Raw genomic sequence first — 17,990 nt, forward strand, 5'->3', positions numbered from 1 at the left:
CAACAGAGTTGATAAAGACTTAATTAAAGCCTCATTCCCCTACAGTTTCGCAGCTATTCCCGGTGTGAGAGAAAGATAGCGGAAGCCACCAAGGTCAGTCTCATCAAGACCGCGGCCACCTTTGTCATACTGAATCAGGCGGCAAATACCGCTTTCATGCTTGATTGGCGCCAACAAACGCCCCCCGGGTGCAAGACGGTCAAACAAGAAGCCCGGCACACGGTCCAGCGCACCATTCAAAATGATACGATCAAACGGGCCGCCATCATCCTCTTCATCAACAGGCGCCACAAGACCATCCGCATGAATCACATCTACATTGTTGATCTTGCAGGACCGAAGTCGCTCACGCGCCAGATCAGCGAGTGTCCGGTAGCGCTCCAGTGAGACAATGCGATCACAGATTTTAGAAAGAACCGCGCACTGATACCCGGATCCACTGCCAATCTCCAACAGGGAATGATCCGGCTTCATTTGCAGAAAATCGGCAACCTTCCCAATCAAGGATGGCTGTGTGCTCATCTGCCCGCAATCAATTGGGAACGAACGATCTTCAAAAGCCAGAAATTGTTGGCTAGCTGACAAAAATATTTTACGAGGAATAGCTTCAAGTGCGCCCAGAACCACAATATTCCGCACACCCTCAGATCGCAGCTTCATAACCCATGCCGCTTGCCTGGCAAGGTTCTCATCAAAGCGACCATCTTCATCAGCAAACAGACTGTCTTCCATTTTAAAACACTCCGTCTATCTGCAGTGCAAAGCCTGCTGGCGGACCAGCAAGCTCAAAAGAGCGCACCTTCAAAGGCCACTTCTGCCCTTTGAAGGAAACGCACATATAACCTAAGAACCTGACGTGAACCCGAAGGGCCTCGGTAGGTTCACATCAAATCAGGACTTTTCGAGTGTCTTTTCCAACTGCCCCATCAACTCATCAGCTGTCAGGTTCAGATGCAAAGGCGTGACTGAAATATAGCCCTCTTTCAAAGCATTGATGTCAGTCCCTTCACGCGCACTTGGTACACGATTTTGGAAAGCAAGCCAGTGATATGGATTACCACGGCCATCCTTGCGGCTTTCAATGTAGAGCGAACCCGCATCGCGCTTGCCCTGACGCACAACCTTAACACCTTTAACCATGTCAGGCGCGTCTTTCGGGAAGTTCACGTTCAGCAGCGTATCAGATGGCAGATTGAACTCCAGCAGGCTGCGGATCACACCCACGGCATGCGCTTCAGCCGTATCGTAGCTCGGTCCGAATTCGGACCCAAAAGCATAGGCCTGAGACAACGCAATGGAACGAACGCCCATCAAAGTGCCTTCCATAGCCGCAGCAATGGTGCCGGAATACGTCACATCATCTGCAATGTTTGCACCCCGGTTAATACCGGAAAGAACCAGATCAGGAGGTGTATCCATGATGGAACGAACCGCCATGATCACACAATCAGTTGGAGTACCGCGAACCGCGAAGTGGCGGCTGTCAATTTCACGAACGCGTAAAGGATCATTCAAAGACAGGGAGTGCGCCACACCGCTCTGGTCGGTTTCTGGTGCAACAACCCAAACATCATCTGAAATTTGCCGCGCAATGCGCTCCAAAACCTCAAGACCCTCAGCGTGGATCCCGTCATCGTTGGTTAGTAAGATACGCATATCGCAGCAATTCCTCATATAAGTCGCGCAGTGCAGCAGAAGAACGCAACCGCTCTTCTGCTGAAAATACGCTTACATCAATTGTTAAGCGCCAATGACTTCAAGGCCATTCATGTACGGGCGAAGAACCTCAGGAACCGTAATTGTTCCGTCTGCATTCTGATAGTTTTCCATCACTGCGATCAGGCAGCGCCCAACAGCAAGGCCGGAGCCGTTCAAAGTATGAACGAATTTCAGAGCCTTCTCGCCTTCCACGCGGTAGCGTGCATTCATGCGGCGGCCCTGGAAGTCACCACAAACAGAACAGGAAGAGATCTCGCGATAAGCATCCTGACCTGGCAGCCAAACTTCAATATCGTAGGTTTTACGAGCACCAAAGCCCATATCACCAACACACAGTGTGACAACACGGTAGTGCAAGCCAAGCAGCTTCAGAACCTTTTCAGCAGACTCGCGCATCCGCTCCAGCTCTTCCAGAGAGCTGTTCTCATCCGTGATAGAAACAAGCTCACACTTCTGGAACTGGTGCTGACGCAGCATACCAGCCGTATCACGACCAGCAGACCCGGCCTCAGACCGGAAACAATAGGTCAAAGCTGTCACACGCAGTGGCAAGTCAGCCTCAGCCAGCGTCTCACCAGAAACTATATTCGTCAGCGGAACTTCTGCTGTCGGAATAAGCCAGTGATCATTTGTCGTACGGAACAGGTCTTCAGCAAACTTTGGCAGCTGCCCCGTGCCGTGCAGCGCGTTATCACGCACCAACAGCGGAGGAGAAACTTCGGTGTAGCCGTTTTCCTGCGTGTGCAGGTCAATCATGAACTGACCGATCGCACGTTCCAGACGCGCAATCTGACCTTTCAGCAACACAAAACGGGAGCCAGACATTTTAGCAGCGGTTTCAAAGTCCATGCCGCCAAGTTGCTCACCCAGCTCGTAATGTTCTTTCTGCTCAAAGTTGTTACGCGGCTTATCGCCATGCGTGTGAAGCAAAACGTTGTCAGCCTCATCCGCACCAAGCGGAACATCCTCATGAGGAATATTGGGGATAACAGCCAAAGCATCCTCAAGCGCAGCGTTCAGCTTGCGCTGTTCCTCTTCGCCGTTCTGGATAAAGCTTTTAATTTCGGCAACTTCAGCCTTCAGGGCCTCTGCTTTTTCCTTGTCGCCCTGGCCCATGGCCATGCCGATTTCTTTGGATGCCGAGTTACGGCGCTGCTGCGCCTCCTGAAGCTTGGTGGTGTGGGAACGGCGCGCATCGTCCAGTTCAACGAGCAGCGCAGCGCGTGGCTCTTGGCCGCGTTTAGCGAGAGCTGTATCAAAGCTCTCCTGATTTTCACGAATCCACTTGATATCAAGCATAACTTAGTAACCCCGGCAGGTTTGCCTTCAAATAACCCGCCGGGAAACTCATAAATCAGGATGGAAGTGAGACTAGGCCTCTTCTTCCGCTTCCTTCTCTTTACGTTTCTTCTCGACGAGCCTTACACAATAGATGGAGACTTCGTAGAGAAGCAGAGTAGGAAGTGCAAGACCGATCTGCGAAATCGGATCAGGAGGTGTTAAAATTGCCGCAGCTGCAAACGCAGCAACAACGGCATATTTCCGCTTACCCTTCAAAGACTCAGAGGTCACAAGACCCGCGCGTCCCATAAGCGTCAAAACAACCGGAAGCTGAAAAACCAGACCGAACGCGAAGATCAGAACCATCACAAAGCTCAGGTACTCACTCACACGCGGAAGCATCTCAATGGACGCTTGCCCGTCCATACCCATCTGCTGCATGGCCAGGAAGAAGCCCATCGCCATTGGCAACACGAGGTAATACACCAGCGATCCACCAATCACGAACAAAACAGGTGTCGCGATCAGATACGGAATAAACGCACTGCGCTCATGCTTATAAAGCCCGGGTGCCATGAACATGTAAATCTGACTGGCAAGAACCGGGAAGGCAATAAACAGCGCTCCAAACAAAGCCAGCTTCATCTGGGTGAAGAACCATTCGTGCGGTGCGGTGTAGATCAGCTTGACTTCAATGCTTTCCCCGGCCGCTGCCGAAAACGGCTCGATCAGGAAGTTGAAGATGTCATTTGAGAAGTAAAAGCAAACCGCAAAGGCAATAGCGATCGCAATCACCGACTTCATCAGGCGGGAACGCAATTCGATCAGGTGCTCAATCAGTGGCGCACGCGAATCTTCAATTTCGTTATCACTCATAAAATAGCCGCCCTAGCTTTCATCTTTGCTGGAAGGAGTGCTTGCGGCACTTTCTTTTGCTTTTTGCGTGGAAGCCAGCTCAGCTGAAGAAACAACTTTCTGCGTCGGAACCTCTGCTTTCACAGGCGCAGCTTCTGGCGCACTGTCCGGTTTACTCTCCGAAGAGCCCTCACCGTTCAGCGAGCTTTTCACATCGCTCTCCGCAGTTTTCATGCTGTCCTGAAGCTTTTTCTTCTCGTCCGCCAATGTCTTTTTCAAGTCATCAAGTGGATTGAAGTTTTGTGCGGCATCAGCCTGCTTCCGCATTTCATCAATGCCGGTCTGCTTCTCCGCTTCTTTGACAGCGTCATTCAAACTAGACTGAAACTCGCCAGCCATACGCCGCACACTGCCGATTGTGCGCCCAATTGTGCGCAACATGCCCGGCAGTTCTTTGGGGCCAACCACCAAAATGGCAACCACAGCAACAAGCAGCAGCTCTGTCCATGCGATATCGAACATAAAGAAGCCGTTTCGTTAGTGTCTCAATGACAGCCCGTTGCCAGGCTCTCATCATAGACATGTCGTGCCGCAAACGGCACATTCACTAGGGAAAGGCGTAGATCACAAACTCTAAGCCAGAAAACGCCGACTTTCCCTAGGTAATTTACACAGACTACCTTAAAGGAGACTTAGTCCTTTTTCGCGGTGTCTTCAGTTTTTTCCTGCGCATTCACGGTGTCACCCGGCGCATGGTCGATCACTTTAGGATCTTCTTCTTTTTCTTTTGCTTCCGCAGCATCATCATTCAGCCCCTTTTTGAAGCTGTTGATGCCCTTTGCAACATCGCCCATCAGCTCGGAAATCTTTCCGCGACCAAACAGCAGAACTACGACAACCGCGATGATGACAATTTGCCAAATACCAATTGAGCCCATCAACCAAACTCCTTAAGAACCCTGAACTGTGTTTTGAGAGACACTACATCCCCCAGATACTAATAGGTAGTATCCAGAAGAATTACCCACTATGATTTACTGACGTCTCTCGCCCAAAAACCAAAACATTCTCTGCATTTATACACAAGTCTATGACATTTTCTGGGTAGAATTGTAATACATCCCTCGTACGAATACGTAGAAGACGCTCAATTCCATCAACTTGTACGTCCAGAAGATCTGTTTCACCTGCCATTGCGCGAGAAATTACTCTGCCTTTGAACTGTCCCTCACCATGGCATACCTTTAAGTGATGTGGTCTTACACATAAGGTCGCATGAGCCCCTTCTTCAAGGCCATTAGAGGAAAAATTCCCGATAGGCGTGACCACACGGCCACCAACAACTTTTCCGGGTATCTCATTGAGATCGGAAAAGAATTTGGCGGCAAACAAACTATTCGGGCGGAAGTAGATATCCTCTGGCGTCGCCAGCTGTACCACCTCCCCATTACGCATCAGCGCAATCCGGTCACCCACGCGCAAGGCTTCTTCAGGATCATGGGTCACCACAACCGCTGTCGCGCCTTGCATTTTGATCATATCCAGCGTCTGCGTGCGCACATCATCACGCAAGCGACTGTCCAATCCTGAAAATGGCTCATCCATCAACAGTGTATGAGGCCGCGGTGCCATTGCACGCGCCAGCGCAGCACGTTGCTGCTCACCTCCAGACAATCCATGCGGATAATCATCCAGATACTGACCAAGACCAACCATGTGCAGCGCATCACGCGCACGGCGCTCGGCCACTTCAGAAGAAAGGTCGGAAAGACCAAACTTCACATTCTCAAGAATCGTTAGATGCGGAAACAGCGCATAGTCCTGGAACATAAGCCCCACACCGCGCTTTTCCGGCGGCAGAAAAGTCCGCTCATCAGCAACCACAGAACCATTGATCCGGACGCTTCCCTGCTGCTGGCGCACAACACCAGCTGCAATACGCAGCACCGTCGTCTTTCCGCAACCAGAATGCCCTAGCAAACACAGCACTTCTCCGCTTTTCAATGAAAGCGAAACACCGCGAACCGCAGGTAAGTCCCCATAATGATGGTAGATATTGTCAAACACCAGCCGTTCTGATGCTGCAACCTTCCCTGGCTCCATTCGTCCCTCATAAAACTTGCAAGGCGGCGAACACAACATCGCGCCCCTTGCATGTGTTTATTTTTCTCCGGCGTCTTCTTCAAGTGCGCCAGTTGCAAACATTTCACTTTCTTCCAGAGGATCTTCATCTTCTGTCAGATCAATACTGTCATCCGGTGCTGGCACATGGAAGCTGGCAGGGATCGCACTATCAAGCAGCCCTGCCCCTTTCAGCTCTTCCAGTCCCGGCAAATCCTTGATGTTCTCAAGACCAAAATGATCAAGAAAATCAAAGCTCGTTCCATAAGTTACAGGACGTCCTGGTGTTCTGCGTCGACCTCGCATGCGCACCCAGCCCGTTTCCAGTAGCACATCAAGCGTGCCCTTAGATGTAGAAACGCCGCGAATATCTTCAATCTCTGCACGGGTCACAGGTTGGTGAAAGGCAATAATAGCTAATGTTTCCAGTGCAGCCCGCGACAAGCGCCGCTGTTCAACCGCTTCACGGTGCAAAATGAACGACAGATCTTCCGCAGTCCGAAACGACCAGCGGTCCTCCGTAGACCGCAGCTGCACACCGCGCTTGCGATAAAACGAGCGCAGGCGGCTAAGGGCGCCGCGAATATCCCGATCACCGGGAATACGCTTTGTCAGCTCGGTAAAGCTGAGAGGCTCCGCACTGGCAAAGATCAAAGCCTCAACCATGCGCTCCGTTTCTAAAAGCTCCCCGGCATCCGCAACTTCAATAGCCTCATTGTCTGAGACTGTGTCGAGCAGGTCTGGCGTTTTACTCATGACAACTCAACCTCTTTTTCCTGAAGCTCTTCAGCTGGCTCACCCGCACCAATCTCTTCCGGCGTCCGCTGTGAGGCACGCACATAGATCGTCTCGAACGGCCCGGACTGCTGAATATCGATCACCCCTTCACGCACCAGCTCCAGACTGGCCGAAAACGCCGAAGCCATAGCCGTCGCCCGCTCCTGCGGGTCTTCCAGATAAGCCGTCAAAAACCGCTCAATCGGCGTCCATACTGCAACTTGCCCCACAAGACGGGTCAGAATATCCCGTGCATCCTGAAGCGACCAGACCTGACGCCGCTTCACATGCACGGACGTCACCGAGTGGCGCTGGCGCTGAGACGCATACGCCATCAGCAAATCATAGAGCGTGGCAGTCCAGACACTGCGCCGTTCCACCGACACAGTTTCAGGAGCACCGCGCGCAAACAGATCCCGTCCAAGACGCGACCGGTTCATCAACTTTGCAGAAGCATCCCGCATGGCTTCTAATCGTTGCAGACGAAACGCCAGCGCCGCTGCCAGTTCTTCACCCGTCGGCTCGTCGCTGTCTTTTTGCTGCGGAATAAGCAAACGGGATTTCAGATAAGCCAACCACGCCGCCATCACCAGATAATCTGCAGCCAGCTCCAGCCGCAAACGGCGCGCTTCTTTTACAAACTCAAGATACTGCTCTGTCAGCGCCAGAATGGAGATCTTGGTGATATCAACCTTCTGGCTGCGGGCCAGTGTGAGCAAAACATCAAGCGGGCCTTCAAATCCGTCCACATCCACAAGCAGGTTCGGGTCGCCAGTCGCAGGCTGCTCCACAGCCGCTGCGCCTGCCAACGCTTCCTCTATCTGCTCTGTGGCCTCAACGTCGCTCAAACATCAATCCCTTTAAAGCGTATCCCCGAAGAGCATGTCCTGCACTCCGGTAAGAAGACACCTTCTCAAACTTTCGCACACAGCTCATCAAACTCCGCGCGCAGTGCCGTTTCATCCCCATCAAACACTTGGGTATTTCGCTGCATAGCTGCCTTGATGCGCTCAGCGCGTTTGCCATCTATCTCCGGCACTGCCGAAGCAACCGTCTTCATCTCATCCAGCTCGCCATTGCAATGCAGAACAAGATCACACCCCGCAGCAACAATTTTCTCAACCCGGCTCTTCAGATCACCCCCGAGCGCTTTCATGGAGATGTCATCACTGATCAGGACGCCATCAAAACCAATCGCTTCCCGGATAACCTTCTGAATAGCATAGGAAGATTGCGTAACAGGATGATCTCCATCAATCTCTTTAAACACGATGTGAGCGGTCATCCCCATCGGACAGTCCCGCAAGGATTTGAACGGCAAAAAGTCCCGCGCTTCAAGCTCCTCAAGAGGGCTTGTCACTTCAGGCAAGGAAAGATGACTATCAACCAGCGCCCGGCCATGGCCCGGCATATGCTTCATAACCGGCATCACACCAGCAGCAAGACAGCCATCCATCGCAGCGCGGCCCAGATCACTCACAAGCGCAACATCAGATCCGTAGGCCCGCAGACCAATAATGTTGCTCGCACCTTCAATGGGCATATCAAGACACGGAATACAGTTGGCGTTCAACCCAAGATCACGCAGATCCAGCCCAATCAGCAAGGCATGCAAATAAGCAGCTCGTTTCGCCGCCTCAACGTCCTGCGCATAAAGCCGCCCGATGGTCCCTGCCGCTGGATAGACTGGCACATGCGGCGCACCAAAGCGTTGCACACGCCCACCTTCCTGATCAATAAAAACAGGCGCATCCGCACGGCCAACAGCCTCGCGAAAATCAGCGCAAAGTCGGCGGATCTGCGCCGGCGTTTCCATGTTTCTAGCAAAAAGGATCAGACCAAACGGCTGCTGGTCGCGAAAAAAGGCTTTGTCCTCAGCCCTGAGCTCAGGTCCAAGGCATCCGGAAATGAACGATTTTAAAAACATGAGTAAAGCTGGTAGCTTGACGCTGGTACGGCGTCAAGCTCCAAAGCGTAGTCCCTGAAAAGGGAAAGCGTATTTAGTTGCGGCGAACGTAACAGTCACCACCAGCAGATTTAAACTCACCGCAGAAGGTGTTTGCACTGGTCGGACCATCAAACGGCACCTGAATGCGGTAGTAAATGCCTTTGTCGCCAAGATCAGCACGCGTAATCACCGGTGTCACCAAAGCCATCAGGTTTGGATAGCGGCTGTTGTAGCGGCGGATCTGACCACGAGCATCCTCAACAGTGCGCACAGACGCCACCTGCACAATGTAAGTCCCACCTGGAATCTCACCAACAACACCTTCGGTAGGTGTCGGAGTTGGAGCAATTGCCTGCGGGTTTACAGCAGCTGTTTGCGTATTCTGGTTTCCAGTCAGGTTCAGCGGTGCGTTGCTGGCACGAGACGTTGGCTGCGGCTGCAGCGGCGTCAGTGTGTTGGAGCGAACAGTACCGCTGCCTGTATTGGCAGAGGCCACAACAAATGGCTTGGACTGAGGCACAACACTCACACCCAGAAGCGTATTGCGCGTCTCGGTCCGCGTTGCCACCGGAGCATTCGCAAACGCATCCTGCAAGCTGGTGGTTGTTGGTACAGCTGCAGCCTGCTGGTTTGCACTCTGGGTTTCACCCGGAAGTGGGTCCCACTGACCAGACGTTGCCGCTGGTGTCGTGCTACCCGTATTTTGCGGATTGCTGTTGCGCACAGTGCTGCTTGTGACAACACGAGGCTGCGCAGACACATTGGCCTCTGCACCAGCCCGCTGAACGATGGTCCCGTCAGGACGAACAATAACGGTCCGCACCTTCTTCGTCGGGTTCACATCAAACACGCTGGACTTTGCAGTATCCGTTTCGCTGGACGCTGGCGGCAATGGTGTAACAGCTGCATCTTCACGCTGAATCATCTTCTCGCCAGTGACTGGCTGAGACGCTTCCTCCGGAGAAAAGACTTTTGCTGTGTCGTTCTTAGGCTGCGCAGAAGGAGATGGAACCTCCTTCATTGGAGAGGCATCAGCTCGAATAATCGGTGGTGGAGTTGCATCTCCGCCTGTTCCACCGAAGTCGAACAGGAACAGACCGGCACCGCCAACCACAACAATACCGCCAATGAGCGACGCAGCCATCAGGCCTTTGCGCATACCGCCACTGCGGTTCTCTTCTGCTTCAATCGGAACATCAACAGAAACACGCGGCACAGCTTGCGGAAGAACGCCGCCATCAAGGCTCGGGTCTTCTTTGCGCATAGCCTGCGCCACAGCATCAAGATCATATCCGCCAGGAGGAGGAGATTGCTCTTCACCAGGCTTTTTCGCTGCGTTCATCGCCTCTTGATGAGCAGCTTCCGTCTGCGCCAGCTTTTCAGCAGCAGCAGGCCAGGACATTTCATCCAAAGACGTATCGTTGGCAACGCTTTCGTCCAGCTGCCAGGCATCATCACCTTCAACGGCAAATGGATCGATTTCCTGAGCAACCTGTTCAAAACCGGCACTCATGCGCTCAAATTCATTCAGCTCTGCAGCCACTTCAGGGCCGATTTCAACTTCAGGCTCTGGTTCTGGCTGCGGCTCCTGCGCAATTTCATCTGCAAAGATGTCATCAACGCTCGCTTCAATGTCCTGCGCAACATTTCGCACAGGCTGAGGCGCAACAGGTTCAGCAACAACGCTTGGCTGCGCTTCCTCGTCAAGACTGAACTCAGCCAACAAAGCTTCTTCAAGATGCTTGGCAGGAATAACCGTTTCCTGTGCAGACACTTCAGGAGCGCTGATGTGCTCCCCTTCAAGCTCAGCACCGGTGTCCATCGCAAACGCTGTCATATCCGGTTCAAATGAAACAGGGTCAGCAGCAGGTGCCACATCATCATGCGTGCCGCGCAACTGAGGCGCGGCAGAAGCTTCTTCAATCGCAGGCGTTGGTGCAGGCTGAACAGGCTTGGCAGCTGCTGCTGCAGTTGCACGTTCTGCAGCACGCTCGGCGCGCCAGCTGTCATAATCACTCTGGGAAAGCTCATCCAGAGCTCTTGGCGAAGCAGACGCCACATTTTGTACAGGCGCAGCAGGCTCGGCAACGCGCGGTGTTTCAACCGCACGTGGAGCATCCGCTGTGCGGCGTTCAAGACGCTCACGCAAAGTTTGCTCAGGGCGTACATCCCGTGCACCAACAGCATCCAGTGTCGGTGTCGCACGGCTCACGGACCGCTGAGGACGAGACGTCTGCTCACGCTCCACCTGAGACTGATTGAGAGAAGCAACAAGGCTCTCTTCAAGATCGCGCGAAAGAATATCATCCATTTCTGGCTCTGCAGTCACATCAGCAGCAGTCACAGACTGGCGCACAGGTGCAGGCGTAGGAACTGGCTTTGCTTCAGGCACAGCTGCCGCTTTTGGAACCGGAGGAAGATCGCTGACATAGTCAACAGCCTCACTCGGCGCACCAGCAGACAACGCAGCAGCGCTCAAATCCGCAAACGGATCAGCATGTGCAGGTGACGCGGAGGTATTTGGAGATGCAAAAACAGCATCCAGAGCCGCAAATGAATCTTGAGTTGATGCAGGCTCATTCACTTCAGCTGCACCCACTGAATAATCATCGGCCAACGTGGCGTCCTGAGAGCCATGCTGAGGAGCATGATCGGCAGTTACACTGCGCTCATCAGTCTTTGGAAACAGCGGACGGTCAGAGACTTCGCTTTCTACGCGAGAACTAGGACGGTACTGAGCAGCGCTCTCCCCGACAATTCTGGCAAGTTCTACGAGCGGATCTTGATCGCCTGCCCACTGTTGCGGTTCATCGCCTGCCGTTTGCCTAGCAGAAACCTCACCCGGACCCGGATACTTGGAGCGATTGGTCATTGCAGCGGTGTTTTCCCTTAAATAAGAGGCTCGCAATCCCCACCGCGAACCTCCAGTACTCTATCAACTATGCTCAGGCGCTAGCGCATTTCATTTGGTGCTGTGACACCCAAAACATTGAGGCCAGAAGCTATTACCTGTGAAACAGCGTAAACTAACGCGAGTCGAGCTTTGGTTAATTCTGGCGTTTTATCATTAATAAAGCGTAATTGCGGCTTTTCCTTGCCTCTGGACCAGTGTCCATGCAGGGCGCTTGCAAGCTCATACAGATAGAACGCAATGCGGTGCGGCTCGTGATTTTCTGAGGCTCCGTCTACAATTCGAGGCCACTGAGCCATCTTCGCGACCAGTGCAAGTTCACCCTCATCTTCAAGTTGTGCAAAATCTGCAGACTGCAACTCTTCAGCTGTATTAGAGAACCAATCTAGCTCTCCAGCAGCCTGACGCAGCACAGAATGACACCGAGCGTGACCGTACTGAACATAAAACACTGGATTGTCTTTTGACTGCTCTTTCACCTTGTCAAAATCGAAATCCAGCTGCGCATCGTTCTTACGATAGAGCATCATAAAGCGTACCGCATCTACACCCACTTCATCAACCACATCGCGAAGGGTGATGAAATTACCAGAGCGCTTGGACATTTTGAACTCAGCGCCGCCCTTAAAGAGCTTCACAAGCTGACACAGACGCACAATCACATCCACATCACCGCCGGAGATCGCATTGCCGATCGCTTCCAGACGCTTCACATAGCCGCCATGGTCTGCACCAAGCACAAAGATGATTTCTTTGAACCCGCGCTCAATCTTGTCGCGCATGTAAGCAACGTCAGCGGCAAAGTAGGTGTAACTACCATCAGACTTCACCAGCGCACGGTCACTGTCATCACCGTAGTTGGAGGAGCGGAACAAGGTCTGCTCACGGTCTTCCCAGTCATCAGGCACTTCGCCTTTTGGTGGTGGCAAAGTGCCAGTGTAAACCAGATCGCGCTGACGCAGAGCATCGAGCGTCAGATCAATGGCATTCCCCTGACCGTGCATGGTCTTTTCTGAAAAGAACACGTCGTGCTTCACGTTCAAAGCACTCAGATCTTCACGGATAAGATCCATCATCTTGTCAACGGCATAGCCCTTGAGCATAGCATGACGCTCGCCCTCACTCATATCTTTCAGGCGCTCACCATATTCCTCTGCCAGCGCCTTGCCGACGGGAACAAGGTATTCGCCCGGATAGTAGCCCTCAGGGATCTGACCAATGTCTTCACCCAGTGCTTCGCGGTAACGCAGAAAGGCGGATTTCGCCAGCGTATCAATCTGGGAGCCAGCGTCGTTGATCACGTATTCACGGGTCACATCATAACCGGCAAACTGCAACAGGCTCGCCAGCGCATCACCCACAACAGCACCGCGTGTATGGCCCACATGCATCGGTCCGGTCGGGTTCGCGGATACATACTCCACGTTCACCTTCAAACCGGCACCACGGCTGCCACTGCCAAACGCATTGCCCTTGGCAACAACATCTGCCAGCACGCGTTCCCAAATAACTTTGTTTACGCGGATGTTGATGAAGCCAGGTCCGGCAATATCAACAGCATCAACTTCACTGTCGGCGCGCAGGCCTTCTGCAATCTTTTCGGCAAGATCACGCGGCTTCATCTTCAGCTGTTTAGCCAGCACCATGGCAGCGTTGGTCGCCAGATCGCCATGAGCAGCATCCCGAGGAGGTTCAACAGTCACTCGTCGCAGATCCAGCTCCGGCGCGTCAGCAGCAAGGTCGAGACCCTTGACTACACTGGTTACCCTTTCGGCGAAGTCTGCAAAGATGTTCATTTTTAATAGCCTAGTTTGACAGCTCACAGGGTTTTGCGAAGCCGCAGCCCCACATAAACTCCATGAATTAATAGTGTTTGAATTGGCGCATTACCCCAGTTCCGGGGTATCGTCAAATAATCGTCGGTGTTCGTCTATGGCATAACGGTCCGTCATGCCTGCAATGAAGTCACAAACCCTGCGGGCCTTCACATCATCACCCTCGCCTTTCAATCCCGTACACCACGGTTCTGGCATTCTTTCCGGTGCCTTAAAGTAGGCATGGAATAAATCCCGCACCACTTTGGCAACCTTCCTGCGAACCGCCAGAACACTTTCGTGTCGGTACAGATTGGCAAACAAAAACTCTTTCAACTCGCGCTCTTCTCGCGCCATTTCAGTTGAAAAGGCAATAACAGGACCATTTGCATCACGAATATCCCCGCATTTCTTGGGAGAAACCTGATTAATTCGCGAAATACTCTCCGCAATCACGTCCTCGACCATGCCGGTGATACATCTGCGCCCGATCTCATGAATACGCCGCGCATCCTCAAGACCGGGATATTTCCCATCCACCTCGTCTAAAATACGCTTCAGATACGGCACCTCTTTCATGGCCTCAAAGCTGAGCAACCCGGCCCGCAGTCCGTCATCCAGATCATGCGCATCATAAGCAATATCATCTGCAATCGCTGCAACCTGCGCTTCTGCACTCGGCCACGACCAGAGCAGCAAATCCTGATGCTTGGCATATTCGCTCACAGCAAACGGCAGATGCTTGCCTTCAAGCTTGCCACAAGGCGCACCGGATCGATCCGTCAGCGGCCCATTGTGCTTCACAAGCCCTTCCAGCGTTTCCCACGCCAGATTGAGGCCATCAAACTCCGCATACCGGCGCTCAAGATCCGTCACAATGCGCAGAGACTGGGCGTTGTGGTCAAAACCGCCATAGTCCGCCATGCATTCATGCATCACGTCCTCGCCCTCATGCCCAAACGGAGTGTGTCCAAGATCATGCGCCAGCGCCAGACACTCGGCCAGATCCTCATCCAGCCGCAGCGCACGTGCAAGCGAACGCGCAATCTGGGAGACCTCAATGGTGTGCGTCAGGCGTGTGCGGAAGTGATCGCCCTCATGGTACACAAAGACCTGCGTCTTGTGCTTGAGGCGGCGGAAAGCTGCACTATGAATAATACGATCTCGATCACGCTGAAACGGCGTACGTGTCGGGCTCTCCGGTTCTGGAAAAAGTCGGCCACGGCTGACTTCCGGATCAACAGCATACTCCGCCCGTGGCTGAGCACCGTATCCTAACGTCTTGACCATTCTTTATCCCCCGCCCCTTACAATCAGAAAATGCCCAGGTCATTCCCTGCGATTTTCGTATCACAGCAAAGACATAACAGATGTAAAAGCCCTGTAAACAACCGCTTTCCCAAGCCAAATGTAATTTAGCAATAAAATACTATGGAAATTACCATGGAGACCACCTAAATTAAAAGGCAAAGCGCATTCCCGAAAAGTGGCTACCGGTTTTCGGATAAGAATACGCAGATAAATAATCTTTAAAGCTGTTTAAGCAGCCCAAACCAAAAGCAAACAGCTTTAAAGAAAGTACGCAAGCCGAAACAAGACTGAGCTTATGACCCAGACCCCTGAAAATACCGTCGGCTTGACCGACAAGGCCGCAAAACGCGTCGCCCAGATACTGGAAACAGAAACCAATGGCAGCATGCTCCGCATTTCTGTCGAAGGTGGCGGCTGCTCCGGTTTTCAATACAAGTATGACATCGTAAAAGAACAGGAAGATGACGACCTCGTCCTCGCCAAACTCGGCGCAACGGTTCTCATCGACAGCATCTCCCTGCAATATATGGCAGGCTCGCAAATTGATTTCGTAACAGATCTCATGGGCCAGTCCTTCCAGATCTCAAATCCTCAGGCCGCCGCCGGCTGCGGATGCGGCACAAGCTTCTCCATCTAAGATAAGCCAGTCGCACATCAGGGGAATAAGTTAAAAAGCGGGCGTGAATGCATCCCAAAGCAACCACGCCCTACCAGCCTCAAAGCCCCGCCCCATAGGAACGCAACTTTCCCGCTTTCCTTTCAAACCAACGCACATATCAACGCAAACAAGTTATCCTCCTAATCAAAGGAGGTTGCCCCCCATACAATTTAATTCGGTGCCCGAACTCATTGCACTCAGAATTACACGTATTTCAGAGGATTTAATGCATCAACTCGACAAGTACCACAAAGTCGTCGTAATCGGGCTTTTAGCATTCGGCGCCATCAAGCTCGTTGGTGAAATTTACTTAAATATCGTTACGCCTATTTTTCTCCAAGGCTTCGGAGGTTTCTTTAATAACAGCAACAACTCCCTTCCTGTGATGCTCTATTACCTTGGAGCAACTATGTGGGGGAGCGGACAGTTAATTGCTCTGGCGTTTGTCGTTGATTACTTAAAGCGCCTAGTTGATGCACGCACCCAAAGCTGAGAGTCTACAACACCCCTTATCTGAGTTTTCATAAGCGAAACTCCGCACTGGGCTAAACAGTGCGCAGGACCACACAGAATATGGCTATCAGGCCTTATTGAGAGGAAACCCGATGAAAATCGCAAGCTGGAACATTAATGGCGTCAAAGCGCGGTTAGAAACGGTTCTCAAATGGCTCGAAGAAGAACAACCGGATGTCGCCTGTTTTCAGGAAATTAAATCGGTTGATGAGAATTTCCCACGCGCTCCGTTTGAGGAGCTGGGATACAATCTGGAAACCCACGGCCAAAAAGGTTTCAACGGCGTCGCAATCCTCTCCAAACGCCCGTTTGAGGAGGTTAACCGCCGCCTGCCGGGTGAAGATGAAGACGAGCAAGCCCGCTATATCGAGGCCGTTATCGCCGGCGACAGCGAGCCGATCCGCGTGGGCTGCCTTTACCTGCCAAACGGCAATCCAGTAGAGACCGAGAAATTCCCCTATAAACTGCGCTGGATGGATCGCCTTCACAAACACGCCGTTAAGCAGCTGGAAAAGGAAGAAGCCTTCCTGCTGGTTGGCGATTACAACGTCATTCCTGAGCCGGAAGACGCAAAGAAACCAGAGGCTTGGGTTGGTGATGCTCTCTTCCGTCCGGAAAGCCGCCAGCGCTTCCGCGCCCTGCTCAACCTCGGCTTCACCGAAGCCGTCCGCGCCACCAACAGCACTGCCGGAACCTACACGTTCTGGGATTATCAGGCGGGCGCATGGCAACGCGATAACGGCATCCGCATCGACCACCTGCTGCTCTCACCGGAAGCCGCCCGCATCATGCAGGGCGTCGGCATCGACAAACACGTCCGCGGCTGGGAAAAACCATCAGACCACGTCCCGGTCTGGGTCGAACTCTCCGCTTAAATACCGCGCTCATTTTGAGCGTACCCTCCAAAAATTCTGGTGGCGACCGCGCCACCAGCCCTCCTCAATTTTTCCATCCAAAACAAATAAACAGAAGTCTGGGAGGACATCTGATGGCTTGGCAACCAGCTGAAAATCGCTATGACACCATGAAGTACAACCGCTGCGGGAAGAGTGGCCTCAAGCTACCTGCCATCTCCCTCGGTCTCTGGCACAACTTCGGTGAAACCACCCCACACCAGACCAAACGCGAGATGTGCCGCACGGCGTTTGATCTGGGCATCACCCACTTCGATCTGGCAAACAACTACGGCCCGCCTCCAGGCAGTGCAGAAACCGCCTTTGGCGAGATCCTGCGCACCGACTTTGCCGGATACCGCGACGAGCTCGTCATCTCTTCCAAAGCAGGTTATGACATGTGGCCGGGACCATATGGCGAATGGGGCAGCCGCAAATACCTCATGGCCAGCTGCGATCAGTCCCTGAAGCGTATGGGGCTGGACTACGTCGACATCTTTTATTCCCACCGCTTCGATCCGGACACACCACTGGAAGAGACCATGATGGCCCTCGACCAGATCGTCCGTCAGGGCAAAGCGCTTTATGTTGGCATCTCCTCCTACAACTCCAAGCGCACTAGGGAAGCAGCGAAGATCCTGAAGGAACTGGGCACCCCATGCCTGATCCATCAGCCAAGCTATTCCATGCTCAACCGCTGGGTGGAAGAGGACGGCCTGCTTGACACGCTGGAAGAAGAAGGCATCGGCTCCATCGTCTTTTCCCCTCTGGCGCAAGGCATGCTGACCAACAAATACCTGGGCGGCGTTCCGCAGGACAGCCGCGCGGGCAAACACGTCGGCTCTTTCCAGGAAAGCTTCCTTAACGAGACCACGCTGACCCATATTCGCTCGCTGAACGAGATTGCCGAGAACCGTGGGCAGACACTGGCCCAAATGGCGCTGGCATGGGTTCTGCGCAAAGGCCGCGTCACCTCAGCTCTGATCGGCGCAAGCCGCAAGGAGCAGGTAATCGACTGCGCAGCCACCATCAACAATCTGGAGTTCACAGAGGAAGAACTGACCGCCATCGATCAGTACGCCACAGAAGCCAACATCAACCTCTGGGCCCAATCTTCCGAACGCGAAGGCCCGTCCCGCCCCGCGAAGAACTAGTAAAAGCCTACAAAGACAAATGGAGTGCGGGCGTC

Annotated in this window: 17 protein-coding genes; 4 read left to right on the forward strand and 13 right to left on the reverse strand. The window is 53.0% G+C overall.

Annotated features, from left to right (window positions below):
- Positions 1-39: 39 nt before the first annotated feature.
- The 13 genes from PsAD46_RS17995 to PsAD46_RS18055 form a co-directional block, all read right to left on the reverse strand.
- Entirely contained in the window at positions 40-732 is a 693-nt protein-coding gene (locus PsAD46_RS17995; protein WP_063290847.1) for an rRNA adenine N-6-methyltransferase family protein, read from the reverse strand.
- A 159-nt stretch (positions 733-891) separates the two neighbouring features.
- Positions 892-1,656 carry a 5'/3'-nucleotidase SurE gene (gene surE / locus PsAD46_RS18000; protein ID WP_057466254.1) on the reverse strand — a complete coding sequence of 255 codons (765 nt, stop codon included), beginning with the start codon at positions 1,654-1,656 and terminating at the stop codon, positions 892-894.
- Positions 1,657-1,740: 84 nt separating this feature from the next.
- A complete protein-coding gene (gene serS, locus PsAD46_RS18005; protein ID WP_063290848.1) occupies positions 1,741-3,018 on the reverse strand; it encodes a serine--tRNA ligase in 1,278 nt (425 codons plus the stop codon).
- A gap of 72 nt (positions 3,019-3,090) precedes the next feature.
- Positions 3,091-3,876, reverse strand: coding sequence for a twin-arginine translocase subunit TatC (gene tatC / locus PsAD46_RS18010; protein WP_063300599.1), 786 nt, complete (start codon positions 3,874-3,876; stop codon positions 3,091-3,093).
- Positions 3,877-3,888: 12 nt separating this feature from the next.
- Positions 3,889-4,377, reverse strand: coding sequence for a Sec-independent protein translocase protein TatB (gene tatB / locus PsAD46_RS18015; protein WP_057466251.1), 489 nt, complete (start codon positions 4,375-4,377; stop codon positions 3,889-3,891).
- 170 nt (positions 4,378-4,547) lie between these two features.
- The gene (locus tag PsAD46_RS18020; protein WP_057466250.1) at positions 4,548-4,793 is read right to left on the reverse strand and encodes a twin-arginine translocase TatA/TatE family subunit; all 246 of its coding nucleotides are present in this window, start codon (positions 4,791-4,793) and stop codon (positions 4,548-4,550) included.
- 82 nt (positions 4,794-4,875) lie between these two features.
- A complete protein-coding gene (locus PsAD46_RS18025; protein ID WP_057466249.1) occupies positions 4,876-5,958 on the reverse strand; it encodes an ABC transporter ATP-binding protein in 1,083 nt (360 codons plus the stop codon).
- Positions 5,959-6,015: 57 nt separating this feature from the next.
- Positions 6,016-6,732: an SMC-Scp complex subunit ScpB gene (gene scpB, locus PsAD46_RS18030; RefSeq protein ID WP_063307529.1), complete on the reverse strand. Its 717-nt coding sequence runs from the start codon at positions 6,730-6,732 to the stop codon at positions 6,016-6,018.
- Complete coding sequence (locus PsAD46_RS18035; RefSeq protein ID WP_063300602.1) at positions 6,729-7,601, reverse strand: ScpA family protein; 873 nt, start codon at positions 7,599-7,601, stop codon at positions 6,729-6,731. Before PsAD46_RS18035 ends, scpB begins: the two co-directional genes overlap by 4 nt.
- Positions 7,602-7,666: 65 nt before the next feature.
- Positions 7,667-8,680 carry a beta-N-acetylhexosaminidase gene (nagZ, locus tag PsAD46_RS18040; protein ID WP_063307530.1) on the reverse strand — a complete coding sequence of 338 codons (1,014 nt, stop codon included), beginning with the start codon at positions 8,678-8,680 and terminating at the stop codon, positions 7,667-7,669.
- 73 nt (positions 8,681-8,753) lie between these two features.
- Positions 8,754-11,573, reverse strand: a complete 2,820-nt coding sequence (locus tag PsAD46_RS18045; protein WP_063307531.1) for an SPOR domain-containing protein — start codon at positions 11,571-11,573, stop codon at positions 8,754-8,756.
- Positions 11,574-11,653: 80 nt separating this feature from the next.
- The gene (gene argS / locus PsAD46_RS18050; protein WP_063307532.1) at positions 11,654-13,408 is read right to left on the reverse strand and encodes an arginine--tRNA ligase; all 1,755 of its coding nucleotides are present in this window, start codon (positions 13,406-13,408) and stop codon (positions 11,654-11,656) included.
- A 90-nt stretch (positions 13,409-13,498) separates the two neighbouring features.
- Positions 13,499-14,716, reverse strand: coding sequence for a deoxyguanosinetriphosphate triphosphohydrolase (locus PsAD46_RS18055; RefSeq protein WP_063296960.1), 1,218 nt, complete (start codon positions 14,714-14,716; stop codon positions 13,499-13,501).
- A 316-nt stretch (positions 14,717-15,032) separates the two neighbouring features.
- Between PsAD46_RS18055 and erpA the strand changes: the two genes are divergently transcribed.
- From erpA to mgrA, 4 genes are all read left to right on the forward strand, one after another.
- Positions 15,033-15,374 carry an iron-sulfur cluster insertion protein ErpA gene (erpA, locus tag PsAD46_RS18060; RefSeq protein WP_063290856.1) on the forward strand — a complete coding sequence of 114 codons (342 nt, stop codon included), beginning with the start codon at positions 15,033-15,035 and terminating at the stop codon, positions 15,372-15,374.
- Between the two features lie 247 nt (positions 15,375-15,621).
- Positions 15,622-15,888: a hypothetical protein gene (locus PsAD46_RS18065; protein WP_063288822.1), complete on the forward strand. Its 267-nt coding sequence runs from the start codon at positions 15,622-15,624 to the stop codon at positions 15,886-15,888.
- A gap of 112 nt (positions 15,889-16,000) precedes the next feature.
- Positions 16,001-16,783 carry an exodeoxyribonuclease III gene (gene xth / locus PsAD46_RS18070; RefSeq protein ID WP_063307533.1) on the forward strand — a complete coding sequence of 261 codons (783 nt, stop codon included), beginning with the start codon at positions 16,001-16,003 and terminating at the stop codon, positions 16,781-16,783.
- A gap of 113 nt (positions 16,784-16,896) precedes the next feature.
- Positions 16,897-17,955 carry an L-glyceraldehyde 3-phosphate reductase gene (gene mgrA / locus PsAD46_RS18075; protein ID WP_063307534.1) on the forward strand — a complete coding sequence of 353 codons (1,059 nt, stop codon included), beginning with the start codon at positions 16,897-16,899 and terminating at the stop codon, positions 17,953-17,955.
- Positions 17,956-17,990: the final 35 nt, after the last annotated feature.

This window comes from Pseudovibrio sp. Ad46, assembly GCF_001623065.1.
Lineage (GTDB): Bacteria > Pseudomonadota > Alphaproteobacteria > Rhizobiales > Stappiaceae > Pseudovibrio.